At 64.5% G+C, this 16,763-nt stretch carries 17 protein-coding genes and 1 tRNA gene; 4 read left to right on the forward strand and 14 right to left on the reverse strand.

Translation table 11 applies throughout. The features are described 5' to 3' along the window. Nucleotides 1-35: 35 nt before the first annotated feature. The 10 genes from ACPV3N_RS10925 to ACPV3N_RS10970 all read right to left on the reverse strand — a co-directional run bounded on the left by ACPV3N_RS10925 (nucleotide 36) and on the right by ACPV3N_RS10970 (nucleotide 9,431). Entirely contained in the window at nucleotides 36-1,037 is a 1,002-nt protein-coding gene (locus tag ACPV3N_RS10925; RefSeq protein WP_440117674.1) for a type II secretion system F family protein, read from the reverse strand. Nucleotide 1,038: 1 nt separating this feature from the next. Further along, nucleotides 1,039-2,301, reverse strand: a complete 1,263-nt coding sequence (locus ACPV3N_RS10930) for a TadA family conjugal transfer-associated ATPase (protein WP_440118007.1) — start codon at nucleotides 2,299-2,301, stop codon at nucleotides 1,039-1,041. 119 nt (nucleotides 2,302-2,420) lie between these two features. Next, complete coding sequence (locus tag ACPV3N_RS10935; protein ID WP_440117676.1) at nucleotides 2,421-3,617, reverse strand: CpaE/TadZ family protein; 1,197 nt, start codon at nucleotides 3,615-3,617, stop codon at nucleotides 2,421-2,423. A gap of 8 nt (nucleotides 3,618-3,625) precedes the next feature. Next, nucleotides 3,626-4,252: a TadE/TadG family type IV pilus assembly protein gene (locus tag ACPV3N_RS10940; RefSeq protein WP_440117678.1), complete on the reverse strand. Its 627-nt coding sequence runs from the start codon at nucleotides 4,250-4,252 to the stop codon at nucleotides 3,626-3,628. Continuing rightward, on the reverse strand, nucleotides 4,249-4,752 hold the full coding sequence (locus tag ACPV3N_RS10945) for a TadE/TadG family type IV pilus assembly protein (RefSeq protein ID WP_440117680.1): 504 nt from the start codon (nucleotides 4,750-4,752) through the stop codon (nucleotides 4,249-4,251). The genes ACPV3N_RS10940 and ACPV3N_RS10945 overlap by 4 nt, the downstream gene beginning before the upstream one ends. After that, the gene (locus tag ACPV3N_RS10950) at nucleotides 4,749-6,446 is read right to left on the reverse strand and encodes a pilus assembly protein TadG-related protein (protein ID WP_440117682.1); all 1,698 of its coding nucleotides are present in this window, start codon (nucleotides 6,444-6,446) and stop codon (nucleotides 4,749-4,751) included. Before ACPV3N_RS10950 ends, ACPV3N_RS10945 begins: the two co-directional genes overlap by 4 nt. Nucleotides 6,447-6,459: 13 nt before the next feature. After that, the gene (locus tag ACPV3N_RS10955; protein ID WP_440117684.1) at nucleotides 6,460-6,750 is read right to left on the reverse strand and encodes a hypothetical protein; all 291 of its coding nucleotides are present in this window, start codon (nucleotides 6,748-6,750) and stop codon (nucleotides 6,460-6,462) included. Then, a complete protein-coding gene (locus ACPV3N_RS10960; protein ID WP_440117686.1) occupies nucleotides 6,740-8,197 on the reverse strand; it encodes a type II and III secretion system protein family protein in 1,458 nt (485 codons plus the stop codon). Before ACPV3N_RS10960 ends, ACPV3N_RS10955 begins: the two co-directional genes overlap by 11 nt. Before the next feature lie 4 nt (nucleotides 8,198-8,201). After that, on the reverse strand, nucleotides 8,202-9,125 hold the full coding sequence (gene cpaB, locus ACPV3N_RS10965) for a Flp pilus assembly protein CpaB (protein WP_440117688.1): 924 nt from the start codon (nucleotides 9,123-9,125) through the stop codon (nucleotides 8,202-8,204). A 96-nt stretch (nucleotides 9,126-9,221) separates the two neighbouring features. Then, nucleotides 9,222-9,431 carry a Flp family type IVb pilin gene (locus ACPV3N_RS10970; RefSeq protein WP_440117690.1) on the reverse strand — a complete coding sequence of 70 codons (210 nt, stop codon included), beginning with the start codon at nucleotides 9,429-9,431 and terminating at the stop codon, nucleotides 9,222-9,224. Nucleotides 9,432-9,868: 437 nt separating this feature from the next. On the opposite strand from ACPV3N_RS10970, the gene ACPV3N_RS10975 reads away from it, so the two are divergent. Then, nucleotides 9,869-10,624, forward strand: coding sequence for a DUF2569 domain-containing protein (locus tag ACPV3N_RS10975; RefSeq protein WP_440117692.1), 756 nt, complete (start codon nucleotides 9,869-9,871; stop codon nucleotides 10,622-10,624). 93 nt (nucleotides 10,625-10,717) lie between these two features. Here ACPV3N_RS10975 and ACPV3N_RS10980 read toward each other — a convergent pair. Further along, a tRNA-Ser gene (locus ACPV3N_RS10980) sits at nucleotides 10,718-10,807 on the reverse strand. A 159-nt stretch (nucleotides 10,808-10,966) separates the two neighbouring features. Here ACPV3N_RS10980 and hspQ point away from each other — a divergent pair. Next, nucleotides 10,967-11,347, forward strand: a complete 381-nt coding sequence (gene hspQ / locus ACPV3N_RS10985) for a heat shock protein HspQ (RefSeq protein WP_440117694.1) — start codon at nucleotides 10,967-10,969, stop codon at nucleotides 11,345-11,347. Here the strand turns inward: hspQ and ACPV3N_RS10990 are convergent. After that, nucleotides 11,344-12,210: an ABC transporter permease gene (locus ACPV3N_RS10990; RefSeq protein WP_440117696.1), complete on the reverse strand. Its 867-nt coding sequence runs from the start codon at nucleotides 12,208-12,210 to the stop codon at nucleotides 11,344-11,346. The genes hspQ and ACPV3N_RS10990 overlap by 4 nt on opposite strands. 83 nt (nucleotides 12,211-12,293) lie before the next feature. On the opposite strand from ACPV3N_RS10990, the gene ACPV3N_RS10995 reads away from it, so the two are divergent. Next, the gene (locus ACPV3N_RS10995; protein ID WP_440117698.1) at nucleotides 12,294-12,977 is read left to right on the forward strand and encodes a GcrA family cell cycle regulator; all 684 of its coding nucleotides are present in this window, start codon (nucleotides 12,294-12,296) and stop codon (nucleotides 12,975-12,977) included. 83 nt (nucleotides 12,978-13,060) lie between these two features. After that, complete coding sequence (locus tag ACPV3N_RS11000) at nucleotides 13,061-13,594, forward strand: DUF1993 family protein (protein ID WP_440117700.1); 534 nt, start codon at nucleotides 13,061-13,063, stop codon at nucleotides 13,592-13,594. 7 nt (nucleotides 13,595-13,601) lie between these two features. Here the strand turns inward: ACPV3N_RS11000 and ACPV3N_RS11005 are convergent, their stop codons facing one another. Together ACPV3N_RS11005 and pnp are read right to left on the reverse strand one after the other, a co-directional pair. Beyond that, on the reverse strand, nucleotides 13,602-14,282 hold the full coding sequence (locus tag ACPV3N_RS11005; RefSeq protein WP_440117702.1) for a spermidine synthase: 681 nt from the start codon (nucleotides 14,280-14,282) through the stop codon (nucleotides 13,602-13,604). A gap of 81 nt (nucleotides 14,283-14,363) precedes the next feature. Continuing rightward, entirely contained in the window at nucleotides 14,364-16,661 is a 2,298-nt protein-coding gene (pnp, locus tag ACPV3N_RS11010) for a polyribonucleotide nucleotidyltransferase (RefSeq protein ID WP_440117704.1), read from the reverse strand. Nucleotides 16,662-16,763 lie beyond the last annotated feature (102 nt).

Consider the following 16,763-nt stretch of genomic DNA (forward strand, 5'->3'; position numbering starts at 1 on the left):
GCAATGCTGTTGGTAACGGCGAGTTCGAACATCGATCAGACCTTCAGATCCACCATCTTCCTGATCATCACGAAACCGATCAGGTAGACGAACAGCAACATGGGAAAGCCGATGACGAAAATCGGGTCGGTCGCGACGTCCAGATAGAACCCGGGATTGACGAGAAACATCCCTACGAACGTCAGGACAGGCAGCACGGTCAGCATCAAACCAGTCATCCGGCCTTCGGAGCTGAGCGCTCGAACCTTCATGTAGAGGCTCGCCCTCGAGCGGATGACATCCGACAGATTCTGCAGGATTTCGGCAAGGTTGCCGCCCGTCTCGAACTGGACGGACAGGGAGACCACGAACATGCGCATGTCATCGAGGTCCCATCGCTCGGCCATGTCTTCGAGCGCTTCGGACAATTCAGCACCGTAGGCGACCTCGTCGGCGACCATGCCGAATTCGCTGCCGATAGGGTCTTCCATCTCGTGGGTCAGCAGTTCGATCGCAGAGGCGATCGGATGGCCCGATCGCAAAGCCCGCACGAACACGTCGAGCGCAATCGGGAACTGTTCCTCGATCCGCTTGCGGCGACGCTGCGAGATGGAATTGATGATCAGCAGCGGCAGTCCGATCGCAGCCGCAAATGCGAGCGCGACCGTCATCTGGAGAACGCCCAGATCCAGCGGGAAACCGCTCGCCCGCGCACCCAGAAGGAGAAAGGCGCACATGAGAAGGAAGAGCCCGCCCATCGCCGCCATGATCTGAGGCGGCGTGAATGGAAGTGCCGATGCCATCAGCATTCGCTGGAAGGCCTGCAACCGCGATGCCAGGAATGGCGGCATTCCTGCAAATTGTTGCGGCACGTTCTTGCGAAGTCGGGCGACGACCTGTTCACGTGTCCCCCCCTGCCGGATCATCCTGAGCCGAAGGTTCACGGCCCCGGACTCGGCACGGCGTCGCCAGACACCCCCGACGATGAATTGTGCGAGCAGGAACACCGACGCAAAGATTGCCGACAGGATCAGGATCTTGATCAGGGCGTCCTGCATGTCAAATCCTCAGATCCGGCCTGAACAGATCGCTGGGCAGTTCGATGCCATGCGACGTCGCGTCCGAAAGGAACTTGGGCCGAATTCCCGTCGCCTCGAAGTGTCCGATGATGAAGTTGTCCTGATCGCGTCCGCTCGTCTTGAAGCGGAAGATTTCCTGCAAGGAGATCGTATCGCCTTCCATGCCGACAATTTCGGAAATGCTCATGACCCGGCGTCGCCCGTCCGTGAGGCGCCCCACCTGCACCACGACATTGATCGCAGAGGCAATCTGGGCCCGGGCCGAGCGGGACGAAATTTCAACTCCGCTCATGCCGATCATCTGTTCCACACGGGCCAGCGCATCCCGCGGGGTGTTGGCGTGCACGGTCGTCATCGAGCCATCGTGACCGGTGTTCATCGCCTGAAGCATGTCGAAGGCTTCACCGGCACGGACCTCGCCCACGATGATGCGATCGGGGCGCATGCGAAGCGCATTCTTCACCAGGTCCCTCTGGGTGACCTCGCCTTTTCCCTCGATGTTCGGGGGCCGAGTCTCGAGACGGGCAGTATGTTCCTGCTGCAGCTGAAGTTCGGCAGAGTCTTCGATCGTGACAATCCGTTCTCTCTCGTCGATGAACGAGCTCATGGCATTGAGCAGGGTCGTTTTGCCTGACCCTGTACCACCCGAAATCAGGACGTTCCGGCGGCTTCGGACGATTGCGCCGAGCACCTGGGCCATGGCTTCGGGGATGCTCCCGAGTTCGATGAGGCGCTGGATGCCGATGGGCTGCTTCGCGAACTTCCTGATCGAGAGCAGCGATCCGTCGATGGCCAATGGTGCGACGATCGCATTGACGCGCGAACCGTCGGCCAGCCGTGCATCGACAAATGGCGATGACTCGTCGATCCTGCGACCGACCGCACTAACGATCTTCTGAATTATCCTCAGGAGGTGGCGTTCGTCCTGAAAACGGGTCGCGACCCTTTCCAGGAGGCCGTGTCGCTCGACGAACACCGTTTCGTGGCCATTGACCAGAATGTCGGTAATGGTCTCATCTTTGAGCAATGGCTCGAGCGGTCCAAGCCCGAGAAGCTCGTCGAGCACGTCGAGAACCAGAGCAGTTTTTTCCCGCAGATTGATCGGCTCACGCCTCGCTTCGAGAAGTTCTCCGACGATTTCGGCGATCTCCGCCTGGATCTGCTCGCGCGTAAGAGTCTCCAGGGCCGCCAGGTTGATCCGATCCAAGAGCGACCGATGGATCGATACCTTGAGGTCGACCATCCGGTCGAGTTCCACTCTCTCTTGCGGTATCGCCAGGACTGTCTTCTCGGCATCGTCCGCGATGATCGAACCTGTGTCTCCCGGCGACGGTTCGTCGGATCTCTTGACGCTCCAGAGTGTCATGTGTCAGCCCTCCAATCTTCGATGAGATTGCGAGCGAGCGCCTCGATATCTGCTGCAAACTTGCTTTTCCGATGGGCTTCCCAGGCGAGCAGGCCCTGGTCCTGTGAACTGGACAGGACGTTGGGTTCGGCGTGAAGCGTCGCGTAAACCGTATGGCCGAGTGCTCTCTTGACCTCATCCACGCCGATCATCGGGAACAGGCGGCGCTCTACCCGATTGACCACAACTCGAACCCGCTCGCGGGAAATGCCAACGGTATCGAAAAGTTCGAGCCGGCGCTTGGCCTGCCGGAGTCCGGATATGGTCAGCTCGGTCACGAGCAGGATATCCGTTGCAGATAGCGCAGCTGAAAGCGTCCAGTTGGTCCAGTTGGCCGGGAGGTCGATGATGACGCTGTCGTATTCCTGTCGGGCGATCCGAAGGAGGTGCAGCAGATGGTCGACGTCGACACTTTCGAGCGGCGCTATGGAATCGGGGGCTGCAATCAGGTCGAATCCCCGCCCCGTGTCGACCGTCGCGCTTGACAGGAATTCCGCGTCGAGGCGGGCGCCTGCCTCGAGCAGGCCCATCACGCTCGTGGTCGCCAGGGCTCCGAGCGAGGCCGCCACGTTGCCGAACTGAATGTCCAGATCGACGAGGCAAGCTCCGGCCTTCGTATTCTTCAGATGGGACAAGGCCGAAGCGAGGTGGGTTGCGACAGTTGTGGCACCTGACCCGCCCGTGCTCCTGACGACTGCAACCAATGGCGCGAGGGGCGTTTGTGAAACGGCCTCGTTTCGCATCCTGGCAGAGAGGTCGCATAGCTGGTTGACCAGATCGTCATAATCGAAGGGCAACGTGCATACGTCGTTGACACCTTGGCGAACCAGTGTGCGCACCGCGGTGACGCCCGCATCATGCAGCGCCACGATCAGCGGCAGCGACGGCCGTGCCGATCGGACCTGGCCAATCCGGCGCAAGGATTCCGGATCGTCCGGATCGACTTGCATGACCAGGACGCTCGCCTCGGCGATCACTTCCGCCGGCACTCGGTCCTGCGGGGGAAGCGACACGCACCTGAACTGGGCGAGCTGGCGAGAGCCGGCAGCCTCGCGAAGGCGCTCGATCTCGGTTGAACTGGCAACGATGCAGATGTCATCCGGCAAGCCGATCGCCATTGTCTTGCTCAATCCGAAGGCGGTTTCATTGCCCATGCGACTGCCTAGTTGCCGATGGCGCCGACACCGTCCTCGAGCGTCAGCGTATAGTTGAAGTCGGGAAGACCAATCGTCCCTCCAAATGGAGAGAGGATGATCGGCGAGTATTGCGCACCGGCCACCCGGACGGTCACGAAGGGAGCGATTTCCGGCTTGTCGGGATCGCCGGCGTATCCGATGCCCGATCCCCGGTAGATGACCTGGACGGATCCTTCTTCGATCTGCGGTGCAAACACGCGCATGCGGTCGATGATGGCCTGCATTGCGTCGGAATCGCGCGTCTGATCGGTCAGGCAGTTGCCCGTGCAGGCACAGGTCGCAGAGCCCTTGGTGCAGGTTGTCTCTGCGAGCGCATTGGCGCAGATCCTGTCTCCATACTTGAGGGCTGCCACGCCCGGGCAGCTGGTGTTTCCGACATACGTCTGGGTCTTGAGACCACTGGCTGCGACGTTGGTCGTTATCGCGTAGCGCGCGCCCATCTGCGTCGCTTTCTCGTACTCGTTGATGACCCACGCGTACCGACCGACGTCGATCGTCCCGAGCAGCATCAGGAGAGCTGCCGGCAGAATAAGAGCGAACTCGGCGGCGCCGGCTCCGCTCGTGTCGGAAAGGAAGCGGGGGACGAGGCTCATATCCCTGTCACCGCCGCGCTCGATTCCGCGCTGATCTGGATGCTCGAGGTTATCGCGCCGAGCGCCTCGAACAGCGATGGGTACTGGACCGAGCCGGACGATACGATCACGATCGGTCCGGCCTGGTCGTACTGCGAGTAGATGCCGCTGTTCATGAATTCGCCGCAGCGCATGTCGATGCCGACCCCGGAAGCGGACCAGTTAGGGACCTTCGGACCGGCACCAGCCGACACGGGGAGGCCCGTGCTCGTTACCGCCTGGATGTCGGCATAGACGGTCGAATCCTCGATCGCGTTGCCGGAAGAATCGCACAGCATGTGGACGTCGAGCCGGGCCGCGTACCGCGCCCCATCGCGGACGGCCTTCACGAGCTTGTGTTCGGTCCAGAAGAAATGCCCGGCCTCCAGCCCCCCGAACATCAGGACGAGCATCATCGGCAACGCGAGCGCGAACTCGACCGCCGAAGACCCCCTGGGGTCGATGAGGAACCCGCGGATCATCGCAGCAGGACCGGCTTGTTGCGACCGAAATACTGATAGGCATCGCCCCCGCCCGGCGGAGAGCCCGGACCCACGACTTCGACGTAGATCTGGTTCGCCTTGGTGATCTGGGCACCGTTGATCCTGCGGTTGAGCGAGGGCTCGGTGAGGAACACGTCGACCCACTGAGGCGCCTGCTGAAGTGGCGTATTGCCCGCCAGGCCGATCGCGGTGCAGTTGACCACCGCAGCCGTGAGCACACGGCGATCCTTGATCCCTTCGGACGCAGACTCCGCCTTGCCCGCCGCGCACTTGGGCGCCGAGAACGACCGGAACGTCTTCGAATTGCCCGCACCGCTTCCCGCGATGGTGAACGTCGGCCCAGGCCCGGTGTTGCCGGAGGCGATTTCCCACTTGTAGACATCGTAACGCGTGAGGTCCGCAGCCGAATTGCGTCCCGCCGCCGTGACTGCCTGCGACAGATAAGCAGGTCCATTCGCGCCGAAGTTGACGTCGAAATACAGGGTGTAATCCCAGATCTTGTTGCCGAACTTGCCGCCCGGGCACGTGCCGGCGAGCGTTTCGGCATGACACAGATCGCGCGGGAACCCCATGCTGGGCAGGTTGGCGGCGGTCGAAGTGGACGGGCGATATGGAAACGGCGGCAATAGCCAGCCCGCCGTATTGCCGGTGATCTTCGCCTCTTCGACAAATTCGCCATCGGCCTTGGCCGGACCGCCGTTGGTCGTCTGAACCTTGCAGTCGTTGGCCTGCACCGGGGATGGAAAGTTGCCCGCGTTCGCCCCGTTGGACGGAACCATGTGGATGAGGTCCTTGCGGGTGTTCATTGCCGGGCTGCACTGGCCGTTCCCGCGCTCGCAATAGGAAACGAGGCCGTTGTCGTAGATGTCGAGCCGCGTATTCAGGCCCGCCGCAACGCTGACCGGCGCACCGGGCTGGGTACTGATCGCGTCGACATCGGCGCATGGCGCAATGTCGCTGTTGGCACCGAGATACTTTTCGAGCGCGCTGGCCCCGCTCTCGCCGAAATTGAGAAAACCGTAATTGCCCGGCCCCCAGGCGCCCGTCCCCGGCCCGGGTTCGAGCCGCAGGCCCTTGCCCTCGTCCGACGGGGTCGGGAAGTCGCCGCCAGATGCCTCGTTCGGGTTGCAGATCATCAGCGGCGGGACTTTGCAGATTGTCGAATTCATGCCCGCGACCGCGCTCGCGGTAAGGTCCCCCGAATTGTTGATCGCGCCCACCACCGGGGTCAGGGCATAGAATGCCTTGCGGCCGTTGACCTTGACGGACACGACCTTTGCGTTGGCGTCGCTGGTCGCTTCCGGACCAAAGGCATCGGACGCCGAATCGTAGCTCTGGTAGAAGACAGGATCGGCGTAGTCGGTGATTGCCTGGCCTTCGCCATCGTTGGCCATGCGCGTCTTGTTGACGAAGTCCGTCGTGGCGTCGGCGAGATAGTCGGTGATCGCCTGCCTGGCCCGGTCGCGCGCGCCCGGCGTCCCGTCGAGCTGGGTAGCGGCGGCCAGCGCCGCCTGGTCGGCGGCGTTCTGCAATTCGCTGTCGAGCGCCATCAGCCGGGAATAGTCCCACCCGATACCGGCCATGCCGATCAGCCCGAACAGCGCTAGCGCATAGAGCGGCGCGATCGCCCCGCTCTCTTCGCTCGCGTATTCGGTAAGCCGGCGGTCCGTCATGGTTTCATTCGCCCTATTGCGGCCCCCTGCCGCCGCCCGACGTGCGGCTGGTCGAGCTGACGCGCTCGGGTCTCTTGACCGTGTCGGTGCGATAGCGCTCGACAGCCTCGGCAGCATGCTGGCCGCTGGTTGCCGGGTCGAGGAACTCGTACACCGGCGCGGGATCGATGATCTGCGCGGCCATCGTCGCGGCCTTGGCTTCACCGAGGTTCTGGTCCTCGAGCATGCCGGTCGGGCTCGTGGTGCTGCACGCCCCAAGCAGCGCAAGGGGCGCCAGCGCGATAAGCGACCGCTTAATAGTCATAGCCCGGATCCTCCGCTGGCTGTTCGGGTCCCGCTCCGCCCGGCGATGGGGCAGCGGACGGAGCGAGCTCCTGTTGCTGGAAGTCCTCGCCGAGCAGCAGCGTATCCGCCGCGCGCGGGTCCTTCACCCGGTCGGTAGGCAGCACGACCTGTTCGGGCCGCAACGGTGCGACGAGGTGCGGGGTCACCACAATCAGCAGTTCGGTTTCGCCCTTCTGGAAGCTGGACGAGCGGAACAGGCTGCCGATGATCGGAATCGAGCCCAGGATCGGCAGCTGCCGGACGGTGGTCGCGAAGTCCTTCCGCAGGAGCCCCGCGATCGCGAAGCTCTCCCCGTCGCGAAGTTCGACGGTGGTTGCCGCCCGCCGGGTCTGCAGCCCGGGAACGACCAGGCCGTTGATCGTGATCGAGGCCGACGGGTCGATGCTCGACACCTCGGGCTCGACAACGAGGTTGATCACCTTGTCGCCGAGTACCGTTGGCGTGAAACCCAAGCTGACGCCGAAGGGCTTGAACTCGACCGTGATCGCGTTGCCGTTACCGTTGCCGTTTGCCCCGCCGCTCTGGATGACGGGCACGGGAAACTCGCCGCCCGCAAGGAAGGATGCCCTTTCCCCGGACAGGGCGAGAAGCGTCGGCTCGGCCAGCGTCTTGGCCATGCCCTTTCGCTCCAGGGTGTTCAGCAGACCGTCCACGCTGAGCCCGGCAATGTTGAACGCGCCGCGGAAGATCCCGAACGTGTCGGTGATCGAGCCGAGCGTCAGAACGCCTTCGGTGACGGTGGTGGTCGTGCTCACCCCTCCGAAGTCGGTGGTGACGGTCGTGTCCTTCGGAGTAAGTCCCGCGGTCCCGCCCGTCACTCCGCTGAAACCGTTGCTGTCGAGGAAACCCTGAGCGCCCAGTTGCTCGCCGATGTTGCGTTGCACTTCGGCAAACCGGACTTCGAGCATGACCTGCTGGCTACCGCCGACGCTGATCAGGTTGATGACCTTGTCGCCGGCGTACGCCCTGGCAATCTGCGCAGCGCGGTCGGCCGCGCCGGGGTCGCTGACCGTGCCCGAAAGGATCACCGCGTCGTTTGAAATACGCGCGTCGATCGGCTGTCCCGGGATCAGCTGGCTGAACTGCACCTTCAGACTGTCGACGTCCGGTCCGACCGCGACGTCCATCACCGCAAGGACGCGATTGTCGCGGCCGTACAACGTGAGGCTGGTGGTCCCCATCTGCTTTCCGAGAACGTAAACGCTGCGCTCGGTGATCGGCAGCACGTCGGCGATCTCGGCATTTCCGACCAGCGCCTTGCCGATCGGCTGGTCGACCGTGATAACCTGGCTCTTGTTGACCGGCACCTCGAGCGCGCCGGCGTGGATGCCGCCGCTCTGTGCCATCACCGGTGCTGCGGCGACCCCCGCCAGGGCCAGTGTCAAGGCGCTTGCGATTGTCCTCATCATCTTACCGCCCCCCCAGACGGCCGATCTCGTAGTCGGACTTTTCCACCCCGCGATAGACCGCCATGCTCGGCCCGCTGTACGCCGGCGCGGTCGGCCGAAGCGTCGCCGCGCCCGCTGCGACAGGTGCAGTCACGGATGGCGAGTAATTGACCGGCACCGCGCTGCGCTGCGCACGGGCGGGCCGGTAGAAACGTCCGCCCGGCAGGTCGCGCGCGGTGACCGTGGCGTTATTGCCCGGTTCCTGGCTTTCGACGTTGCGCAGCGCAAGGCTGAGCGAGCCGAGCTTCTGCGCGAGCGTAAGCTGCTGGGCGCCGTAAAGGTCGGTCTGGAGCGTCGCGGTCCTGCCCGGCTTGGGTTCACCGCTCTTCTCGTCGACGTTCTGGTCGATCGCGAGGACCTGGACGTTTTCCATGACCACGTCGACCATCTGGTCTTGCTGCTGGGCACCTTCTCCCGGCATCTGGCGGGTCAGCAGGACGTCGACCGTGGTGCCCGGCAGCACGAAGCCCGAGACGCCCGTGACTTCGTTCACGGGCACCGAGACCGCCCGCATGCCTTCGGGCAGGTTCGCGGCGAGCGTCGCGCGGCCACCACGACCGCTGACCTTGTCGGCCAGCACCGGCTCGCCGACGACGATCGGACGCAGCGCGACCCGGTTCTGCTGAAGCGCGGCCTCGATGGTCCGAAAGGCGCCTTGCGGAACGGATGCCTGGGGCCAGTTGGCGAGGCGGACGTTGTTCGTTGAAAGCCTGGTGCCGAAGGCGAGCGGCTGGCTGGCGACGACGATCCGCGCAAGCTTCTGCTTTTCGGCGACTCGCGCCTGCCGCTCCTCGATACCGCTGAAATACGCGTTTGCGATGAACACCGCGAACAGGCCAAGCAGAACTGCGACCCCGGCGATGATCAGGTTACGTTGCCCCCCCATGGGTACGCTCCCTCTTTTCGAGTTAGGTGATCCCCCAGTTGAACTAGGTGTGCCCCAGACCGGCCGAACGCTGTCCGACCGGCTGGGGAGCGCAGATCACTTGAGAACGGGCTTGGTGCACTCGGTGTCACCGTCGTTGCAGTAGCTAACGTCCTGCGCCGCTCCGGTGATCGCAGTGTTCACCTGCTCTCCGAGGACAAGTGCGGCACCGCCGATCGCGACGCCGACGACGGCGAGGATCAGCGCGTATTCGGCCGCCGAGGCCCCCGACTCGTCCGAGAAATAGGTCTTGAGGAACGTTTTCATGGTTATTCACCCCTAATTGCGTGCGCTGGATGGAGCGCACGTGTCCAAAGATGTAAGGGGCATCGCCGTTAGTTTTGCTGGCTGCACCCCGCTCCGAGAGCGGCGTCTGCTGGAACCGGCGCGACCTGTTATCGTTTGAATAACCGGTGCTTTCGCCGGTCCATTAAACACGGGTTCCCTCGGAACACCGTGAATCGTCCCCTAACTAACGTTAGCCGTCAATGCTGTTTCATTTAGGGGAAATTAACTAATATTTGTAATGCCTTGGATCACCATTTTCTCGATCTGGGACATCCCGAGTGGCAATCGTGACATACTCGCAGCAGCATAAATCAATCGCATTTTCGGGCTTTTCCACAGGCGATTCGCCCCGAGTCGCGGCGCTGCGCGCAATGATGTTACGGTGGATCGAGAGCCTGCGCCGACGCAGCCGCGCTGTGGCTTCGTATCTCGAGATGCGGATGCCCGCGCTGGCCGTCGCCTGGCTCGCCGTTTTCGCGCTCGCCTGCGTCCCGCGCGTGCTGTTTCCCGCCACTGCGGTTTCATCGCCCATGGACGTCTTCCTGCTGATTGCCCCGTACGCGCTGATCGCGCTGGCGCCGCTTGCAGGGTTTGTCGTCGCGGCGGGCAGCTTTCCCCGCGGCATCCTCACTGCACAGCCGTCGATCCGCCTGTCGGTCTACGGCCGCTGGCGGCGGCTCGGGGTGATCGAGGCGCAAAGCAACCCGGCCTTCGGGCCGACCGGGTTCATCGCCTCGCTGCTCGTCGGCATGCTGCTCAACGTCGTCGTCCGCAGTTTCGAATTTCTTGTCGCGATGCCCGCGATGGGCGGCGAAGCTCCAACATGGGGAAACAGGTTGTTCATGATGATGGCAGGCGACGTCATCGTGATGAATTTCTTCTACATGGTCTGTTTCGTCATGGCCTTGCGTACGGTGCCCCTTTTCCCGCGGATGCTGTTATTTGCCTGGGGCCTTGATATCCTGTTGCAGCTTTTCATCGGCAGCACGATCGTCGCTACACCCGGCATCCCCGCAGAGGTCGCTCGCCCGCTTCACGCATTGCTTGAAGGCAACATCCAGAAAGTGCTGATCAGCGCGTTTGTATGGCTGCCCTACCTCATCCTGTCGGACAGGGTGAACGTGACCTACCGCCGGCGAGTCCGGGTGAGCGCCAAGAACCCGGAGGCGTGAAAAGTCCGTCCGGGCCGGAGCGGCTCGGGGAATAGAGGTTCGGCGCTCCCAGCCGTTCCTGTCTCGGGGGCGCAGACTTGTGCTGCGGGTGGCTGGCGGAGAGGGTGGGATTCGAACCCACGGTACGGTTGCCCGTACACCGCATTTCGAGTGCGGCGCATTCGACCACTCTGCCACCTCTCCGCGAGGTTCGTGCGCTGGGCTCCACGAGGGAGCCGGCCGAAGCGAGCGCGCCGCCTAGCCGAGCGCTCGGCGCTTGCCAAGACCTCTTGCGCAACCATTGGGGGACGGGAACGGCGCGCGGCTTGTTTCGCACCTGCGGCGGCCTATATCCTTCACCCGATGGACCGCGCGCAGTTCTTTTCGCCCACGGCTGGCCGCACGATCGAGGCTCCGCGGCATGCGCGCTCGCGATTCGCAATCGGCGAGGTCGTGCGTCACCGGATCTTCGATTTCCGCGGCGTGGTGTTCGATATCGACCCTGTCTTTGCCAACAGCGACGAATGGTACGAATCAATTCCCCAGGCCGTGCGTCCGCACAAGGACCAGCCGTTCTATCACCTGCTCGCCGAGAACGGCGATTCGTCTTACGTCGCCTACGTGAGCCAGCAGAACCTGCTCGCCGATTCCGAGAACGGCCCTGTCGATCACCCGCAGGTGAGCGAACTGTTCGATGATTTTGCCGACGGACGCTACCGGCTCCGCCGCGGGCTCACGCACTAGCTCTTCAGCTTCCACCCGCTGCGCAGCACCGCATAGGTTGCCGCCCCGAGCGCCACGTTGAACAACCCCAGGCCGATCGCGCTCCAGACCACCGCGAGGTTGGTATTGCCGATGTCGCTTTCGCCCAGGAAGCCGAACCGGAATCCCGAGATCACGTAGAAGAAGGGGTTTGCGCGGCTGATCGCCTGGAATACGGGCGAGAGGTTGTCGATCACATAGAACGTGCCCGAGAGAAGGCTGAGCGGCGCGACGACGAAATTGGTCACCGCCGCCGCGTGATCGAATTTCTCCGCCCAGATCGAGGTCACCAGGCCCAGCAACGCGAGCATGATCGCGCCCATCAGCCCGAACCAGGCGACCGCCCACGGGTGCGCCATCGCCAGGCTCACCCCGGGATAGAGCAGCATCGCCAGCGCCACCGTGGCGCCGACCAGGATCGCCCGGGTGACCGCCGCTCCCACGATCCCGGTCATCAGCTCGCCATGGGACAGCGGCGGCATCAGAAGATCGATGATGGTCCCCTGGATCTTGCCCGACAGGAAGCTGAAGCTGGAATTGGCGAATGCGTTCTGCATCATTCCCATGACGATGAGGCCAGGGGCGACGAACGTCGCGAACGGGACGCCAAGCACCATCCGGCCGCTGCGACCCATGGCGACGGTGAAAATCACCAGGAACAGCAGCGTGGTGACCGCCGGGGCCCAGACTGTCTGGGTCTGCACCTTGAGAAACCGGCGAACCTCCTTAATATAGAGGCTCCACACACCGATCCGGTTTATGCCGTGGATCACCGGCTCCCCGCGCGGACGAAACGGCGTGGGAGTAGCAGCGGTGGCCGCAACGGGCTGGGCTTGATCGGCCATGGCGCGGCGACTAGGGCCAAGCGCCGTCACAGGCAAGTATCCCGGGCGATGAGGCCGGAGACGACAGGAAAAGATATCCCTCGATGAGCTGGACCGACGAACGCATCGCGACGCTGAAAAAGATGTGGGAAGGCGGCGCGACCGCCAGCCAGATCGCCGACGAACTTGGCGGAGTGAGCCGCAACGCGGTGATCGGCAAGGCGCATCGATTGGGGCTCAAGTCGCGCCCCTCGCCCGTCAAGGCGAACGACGAGAAGCCCGAGCCGAAGAAAGCCCCGGCCGCCGCGGCGAAGCCGGCACCGAAGAAGTCGGTTCCGCAGGCGGCACCGCCGCGCCCGGCTCCCGCTACCCCCGCGCCCGCGGCCGAAGCGCGCCCCGCCCCGCGCGCAGACACCCCGAGCCAGCCGATCCCGAACCCAACCCCCGACCTGCCCAAGATCGTATCGGTCGGCCCGGGCGGCTTTCTCCGCCAGGGTCCCGGCGATCAGCAGGCTCCGATCCCCCCGGCGCCCCCGCGGCGGCTGGTCCCTGCCAAGCCAAGCCCTGAGATCGCTGACAAGACCAGTCTGCTCGATCTCAGCGAAAAGGTCTGCCGCTGGCCGATGGGTCACCCGGGCGAGCCCGATTTCCATTTCTGCGGCGAAGCGGTGAACCCGGGCTTCCCCTACTGCGTCGAGCATTGCGGCCGGGCGTACCAGGCGCAGCTGCCGCGCGGCGCGCGCCGCCCCCCTCCGCCTCTTCCGTTCGGCGGGCCGCGCGTCCGTTGAGCATGGGGCGCCCGAGCATGTAATATCAGAGGCCCGCCGGTGCAGACCGGCGGGCCTTTTTCATTCCAAGACGGGAGATTATCGTGGCTATCGATCTTTATGCCGCTTTCGTACCCACGGTGCGCCAGTTGCTCGCCGCCCTGCCGGGCCTGATCGACAAGGCCGAGGGCATTTGCGCCGACAGCGGCACTCCCGCCAGCGAGCTGATCGAAGCACGGCTGGCGGAGGACATGTGGCCCCTGCCGTGGCACATCCGCTCGTGCTGGGTGCACAGCGGCTATGCGCTCGACCAATTGGCGGGCGGCGCATTCACCCCCGACTTTACCGACATCCCGGCAGACTGGGACGCCATGCGGGCCATGGTCGCCGGTGCGTCAAGGCGCATGGACGCGGCAACGCCGGAGGAAGTCGACGCGCTGGGCGATCGCCCGATCGACTTCGTCCTTGGCGGTACGACACGCTTCACGCTGCCCGGGGAGCGCTTCCTGCTCGGCTTCAACATGCCGAACTTCCAGTTCCACGCGACGACGTTCTACGGCCTGCTCCGCAGCAAGGGCGTACCGCTGAGCAAGCGCGATTTTCTGGGCAACCCGGCCGGACCGGGAGTCCAGAGCTAGCGGCGGTTCAGGCTTTTCGGGCGAACCAGATCGTATGGCGCGGGCCCTTGTTGTTCGGGCGCGCGCGCACCGTGCGTTCGTCGACAGAATAGCCCGCATCCTTCAACCTGCGCGCGAACTTCGGATCGGGCGCGGCGGACCATACCGCCAGCACTCCGCCGGGCCGCAGAGCGTCTCGGGCCCGGGCAAGGCCCGTGCGCGTGTAGAGCCGTTCGTTGCCGGTCCGCACGATCCCATCGGGCCCGTTGTCGACGTCTAGCAGGATGGCGTCCCACGGCGGCGAGGAGCCGTCGAGCGCATCGTCGATGAGCGCCGCGACGTCGCACAGCTCGACCCGGACGCGCGGATCGTCGAGCGTATCGCCGGTAAGGTGCGCGAGCGGGCCCCGGGCCCACTCGATGATTTCCGGCACGATTTCGGCCACTGTCACCCGGCCCTGCGGCCCTATCGTCGCGAGCGCTGCGCGAAGCGTGAACCCCATGCCGTAGCCGCCGATGAGCAGCCGAGGCGCGTCGGTTCCCAACTCGGCGAGGGTGAGCTCCGCGAGCTGTTCCTCCGAGAACCGCATCCGCGTGCCCATCAGCTCGTCCCGGCCGAGCATGACGACATGGTCGCTGCCGTGCCGCATCAGGGTCAGCGTGTCGCCGCCGGGGATGCGGGCGATGGCGAGCGTTTCGCGGGGGATCATGCCGAGCCCCCTCGCACCGGCGGGCGCAAAAGGAAAGGGCCGCCGGATCGCTCCGACGGCCCTTGACCTTACCTGACCGGATCAGTCCTTCAGGAAGTCCGGAATGTGGCTCTCGCCGCCCTCGCGGGGGCGATCCTCACGGTCGCGCCGCGGACCGCGATCGCGCCCACCCCGATCGCCGCCACGGCCACCGCGGTCGCCGCGCGGGCCGCGACGGTCGCCACGGTCGCCCCGGTCACCGCGCGGTTCGCGCGGCGGACGGGTGTCCTCGAGCTCCTCGCCGGTTTCCTGGTCGACCACGCGCATCGACAGGCGGACCTTGCCGCGGTTGTCGATCTCGAGGACCTTGACCTTCACTTCCTGTCCTTCCGACACGACGTCGGTGGGCTTCTCGACGCGCTCGTTCTTCATTTCGGACACGTGGACGAGACCGTCCTTGCCCCCCATGAAGTTCACGAACGCTCCGAAGTCGACGATGTTGACGACCTTGCCGTCATAGATCTTGCCGACCTCGGCCTCTTCCACGATCCCGGCGATCCACTTGCGGGCCGCTTCGATCTGGCTGAGGTCGGACGAGCTGATCTTGATGATCCCCTCGTCGTCGATGTCCACCTTGGCTCCGGTCTCGGCGACGATCTCGCGGATGACCTTGCCGCCGGTGCCGATGACGTCGCGGATCTTCGACTTGTCGATCTGCATCGTCTCGATCCGCGGCGCGTGGGCCGACAGCTCGGTCCGGGCGGAACCCAGGGCTTTCTGCATCTCGCCGAGGATGTGCGCACGGCCGGCCTTCGCCTGCTCGAGCGCCTTGGCCATGATCTCCTGCGTGATGCCGGCGACCTTGATGTCCATCTGCATGGTGGTGATGCCGGCTTCGGTGCCCGCGACCTTGAAGTCCATGTCGCCGAGGTGATCCTCGTCGCCGAGAATGTCGGAGAGGACCGCGAAGTCGTCGCCTTCGAGGATAAGGCCCATCGCGATTCCGCTGACCGGACGTTCGATCGGAACGCCTGCGTCCATCATCGCAAGGCACCCGCCGCATACCGTCGCCATCGAGCTCGAGCCGTTCGACTCGGTGATGTCCGACAGGACGCGGATGGTGTACGGGAACTCGTCATGGCTCGGCAGCACGTTGTGCAACGCGCGCCAGGCGAGCTTGCCGTGGCCCGTGTCGCGCCGCGACGGCGCGCCGAAGCGGCCCACTTCTCCGACCGAGTAGGGCGGGAAGTTGTAGTGCAGCATGAAGCGCTCGTAGGTCAGCCCTTCGAGCCCGTCGATCATCTGCTCGGATTCCTTGGTCCCGAGCGTGGTCGAGCATAGCGCCTGCGTCTCGCCGCGGGTGAACAGCGACGAACCGTGCGCGCGCGGCAGAACGCCGACCGTCGCCTCGATCGGGCGAACCTCGTCGAGCTTGCGGCCGTCGATGCGGGTGCCGTCCTTGAGGATCGCGCCGCGAACGATCTCGGCCTCGATCTTCTTGGTCAGCTTGATCGCGGTCATGCGCTGCTGGCCGTCGAATTCGTCCGAGGCGTAGTGCGCCTTGACCTTGTCGCGAGCTGCCTCGATCGTGTCGCGGCGATCGGCCTTGCTGGTCATCTTGTAGGCGCGCGCGACATCCTCGCCGATCATCGTCTTGATCGCGCTCTTCATGTCGGCATTGCCGTCCTGCGAGGCGACTTCCCAGGGCTCCTTGGCGGCCTTCTCGGCCAGCTCGACGATCGCCTTGACGACCGGGCGGATGCTGTCGTGGGCGAAGGCCACCGCGCCGAGCATTTCGGTCTCGTTCAGTTCCTTGGCTTCCGATTCCACCATCATCACGGCGTCGTGGGTGGCGGCGACGACGAGGTCGAGGCGCCCACCATCGGCAAGCGCGGTCGCCTGCTTCGGGTTGAGGATGTATTCGCCATCCTTGAAGCCGACGCGGCAGGCGCCGATCGGGCCCATGAACGGAACGCCCGAAATGGTGAGGGCCGCCGACGCGGCGATCATCGCCAGCACGTCGGGCTCGCATTCGCCGTCATAGCTGAAGACCTGCGCGATCACGTTGATCTCGTTGTAGAACCCTTCGGGGAACAACGGACGGACCGGGCGATCGATGAGGCGGCTGGTCAGCGTTTCCTTTTCGGTCGCCCCGCGCTCGCGCTTGAAGAAGCCGCCCGGGATGCGCCCGGCGGACGAGAACTTTTCCTGATAGTGGACGGTCAGGGGGAAGAAGTCCTGCCCCTCCTTGACGGTCTTGGCCGCGGTGACGGCGCACAGGACCACGGTTTCGCCGTAGGTCGCGAGAACCGCGCCGTCGGCCTGGCGGGCAATGCGCCCGGTTTCCAGAGTGAGGGTCTTGCCGCCCCACTCCAGCTCTACTTTCTTGGTGTCGAACATCTGGTTTTTCCTTCGCCCGCCGGCCCTATTGCATCGACGGGGTTTGCTGCCGGGGATTCCGTCCCGGTCCGGTGCGGGGCTTTTCGCGCCCCATGGCCTGGA

The sequence above is a fragment of the Tsuneonella sediminis genome, from assembly GCF_051912845.1.
Classification (GTDB): Bacteria; Pseudomonadota; Alphaproteobacteria; order Sphingomonadales; family Sphingomonadaceae; genus Tsuneonella; species Tsuneonella sediminis.

Bases quoted from the DNA above. Each gene is read 5' to 3' on its own strand.
- ACPV3N_RS10925 (WP_440117674.1), bottom strand. From the start codon at position 1,037: ATGCAGGACGCCCTGATCAAGATCCTGATCCTGTCGGCAATCTTTGCG.
- ACPV3N_RS10930 (WP_440118007.1), bottom strand. From the start codon at position 2,301: ATGGTCGACCTCAAGGTATCGATCCATCGGTCGCTCTTGGATCGGATC.
- ACPV3N_RS10935 (WP_440117676.1), bottom strand. From the start codon at position 3,617: ATGGGCAATGAAACCGCCTTCGGATTGAGCAAGACAATGGCGATCGGC.
- ACPV3N_RS10940 (WP_440117678.1), bottom strand. From the start codon at position 4,252: ATGAGCCTCGTCCCCCGCTTCCTTTCCGACACGAGCGGAGCCGGCGCC.
- ACPV3N_RS10945 (WP_440117680.1), bottom strand. From the start codon at position 4,752: ATGATCCGCGGGTTCCTCATCGACCCCAGGGGGTCTTCGGCGGTCGAG.
- ACPV3N_RS10950 (WP_440117682.1), bottom strand. From the start codon at position 6,446: ATGACGGACCGCCGGCTTACCGAATACGCGAGCGAAGAGAGCGGGGCG.
- ACPV3N_RS10955 (WP_440117684.1), bottom strand. From the start codon at position 6,750: ATGACTATTAAGCGGTCGCTTATCGCGCTGGCGCCCCTTGCGCTGCTT.
- ACPV3N_RS10960 (WP_440117686.1), bottom strand. From the start codon at position 8,197: ATGAGGACAATCGCAAGCGCCTTGACACTGGCCCTGGCGGGGGTCGCC.
- cpaB (WP_440117688.1), bottom strand. From the start codon at position 9,125: ATGGGGGGGCAACGTAACCTGATCATCGCCGGGGTCGCAGTTCTGCTT.
- ACPV3N_RS10970 (WP_440117690.1), bottom strand. From the start codon at position 9,431: ATGAAAACGTTCCTCAAGACCTATTTCTCGGACGAGTCGGGGGCCTCG.
- hspQ (WP_440117694.1), top strand. From the start codon at position 10,967: ATGGACCGCGCGCAGTTCTTTTCGCCCACGGCTGGCCGCACGATCGAG.
- ACPV3N_RS10990 (WP_440117696.1), bottom strand. From the start codon at position 12,210: ATGGCCGATCAAGCCCAGCCCGTTGCGGCCACCGCTGCTACTCCCACG.
- ACPV3N_RS10995 (WP_440117698.1), top strand. From the start codon at position 12,294: ATGAGCTGGACCGACGAACGCATCGCGACGCTGAAAAAGATGTGGGAA.
- ACPV3N_RS11005 (WP_440117702.1), bottom strand. From the start codon at position 14,282: ATGATCCCCCGCGAAACGCTCGCCATCGCCCGCATCCCCGGCGGCGAC.
- pnp (WP_440117704.1), bottom strand. From the start codon at position 16,661: ATGTTCGACACCAAGAAAGTAGAGCTGGAGTGGGGCGGCAAGACCCTC.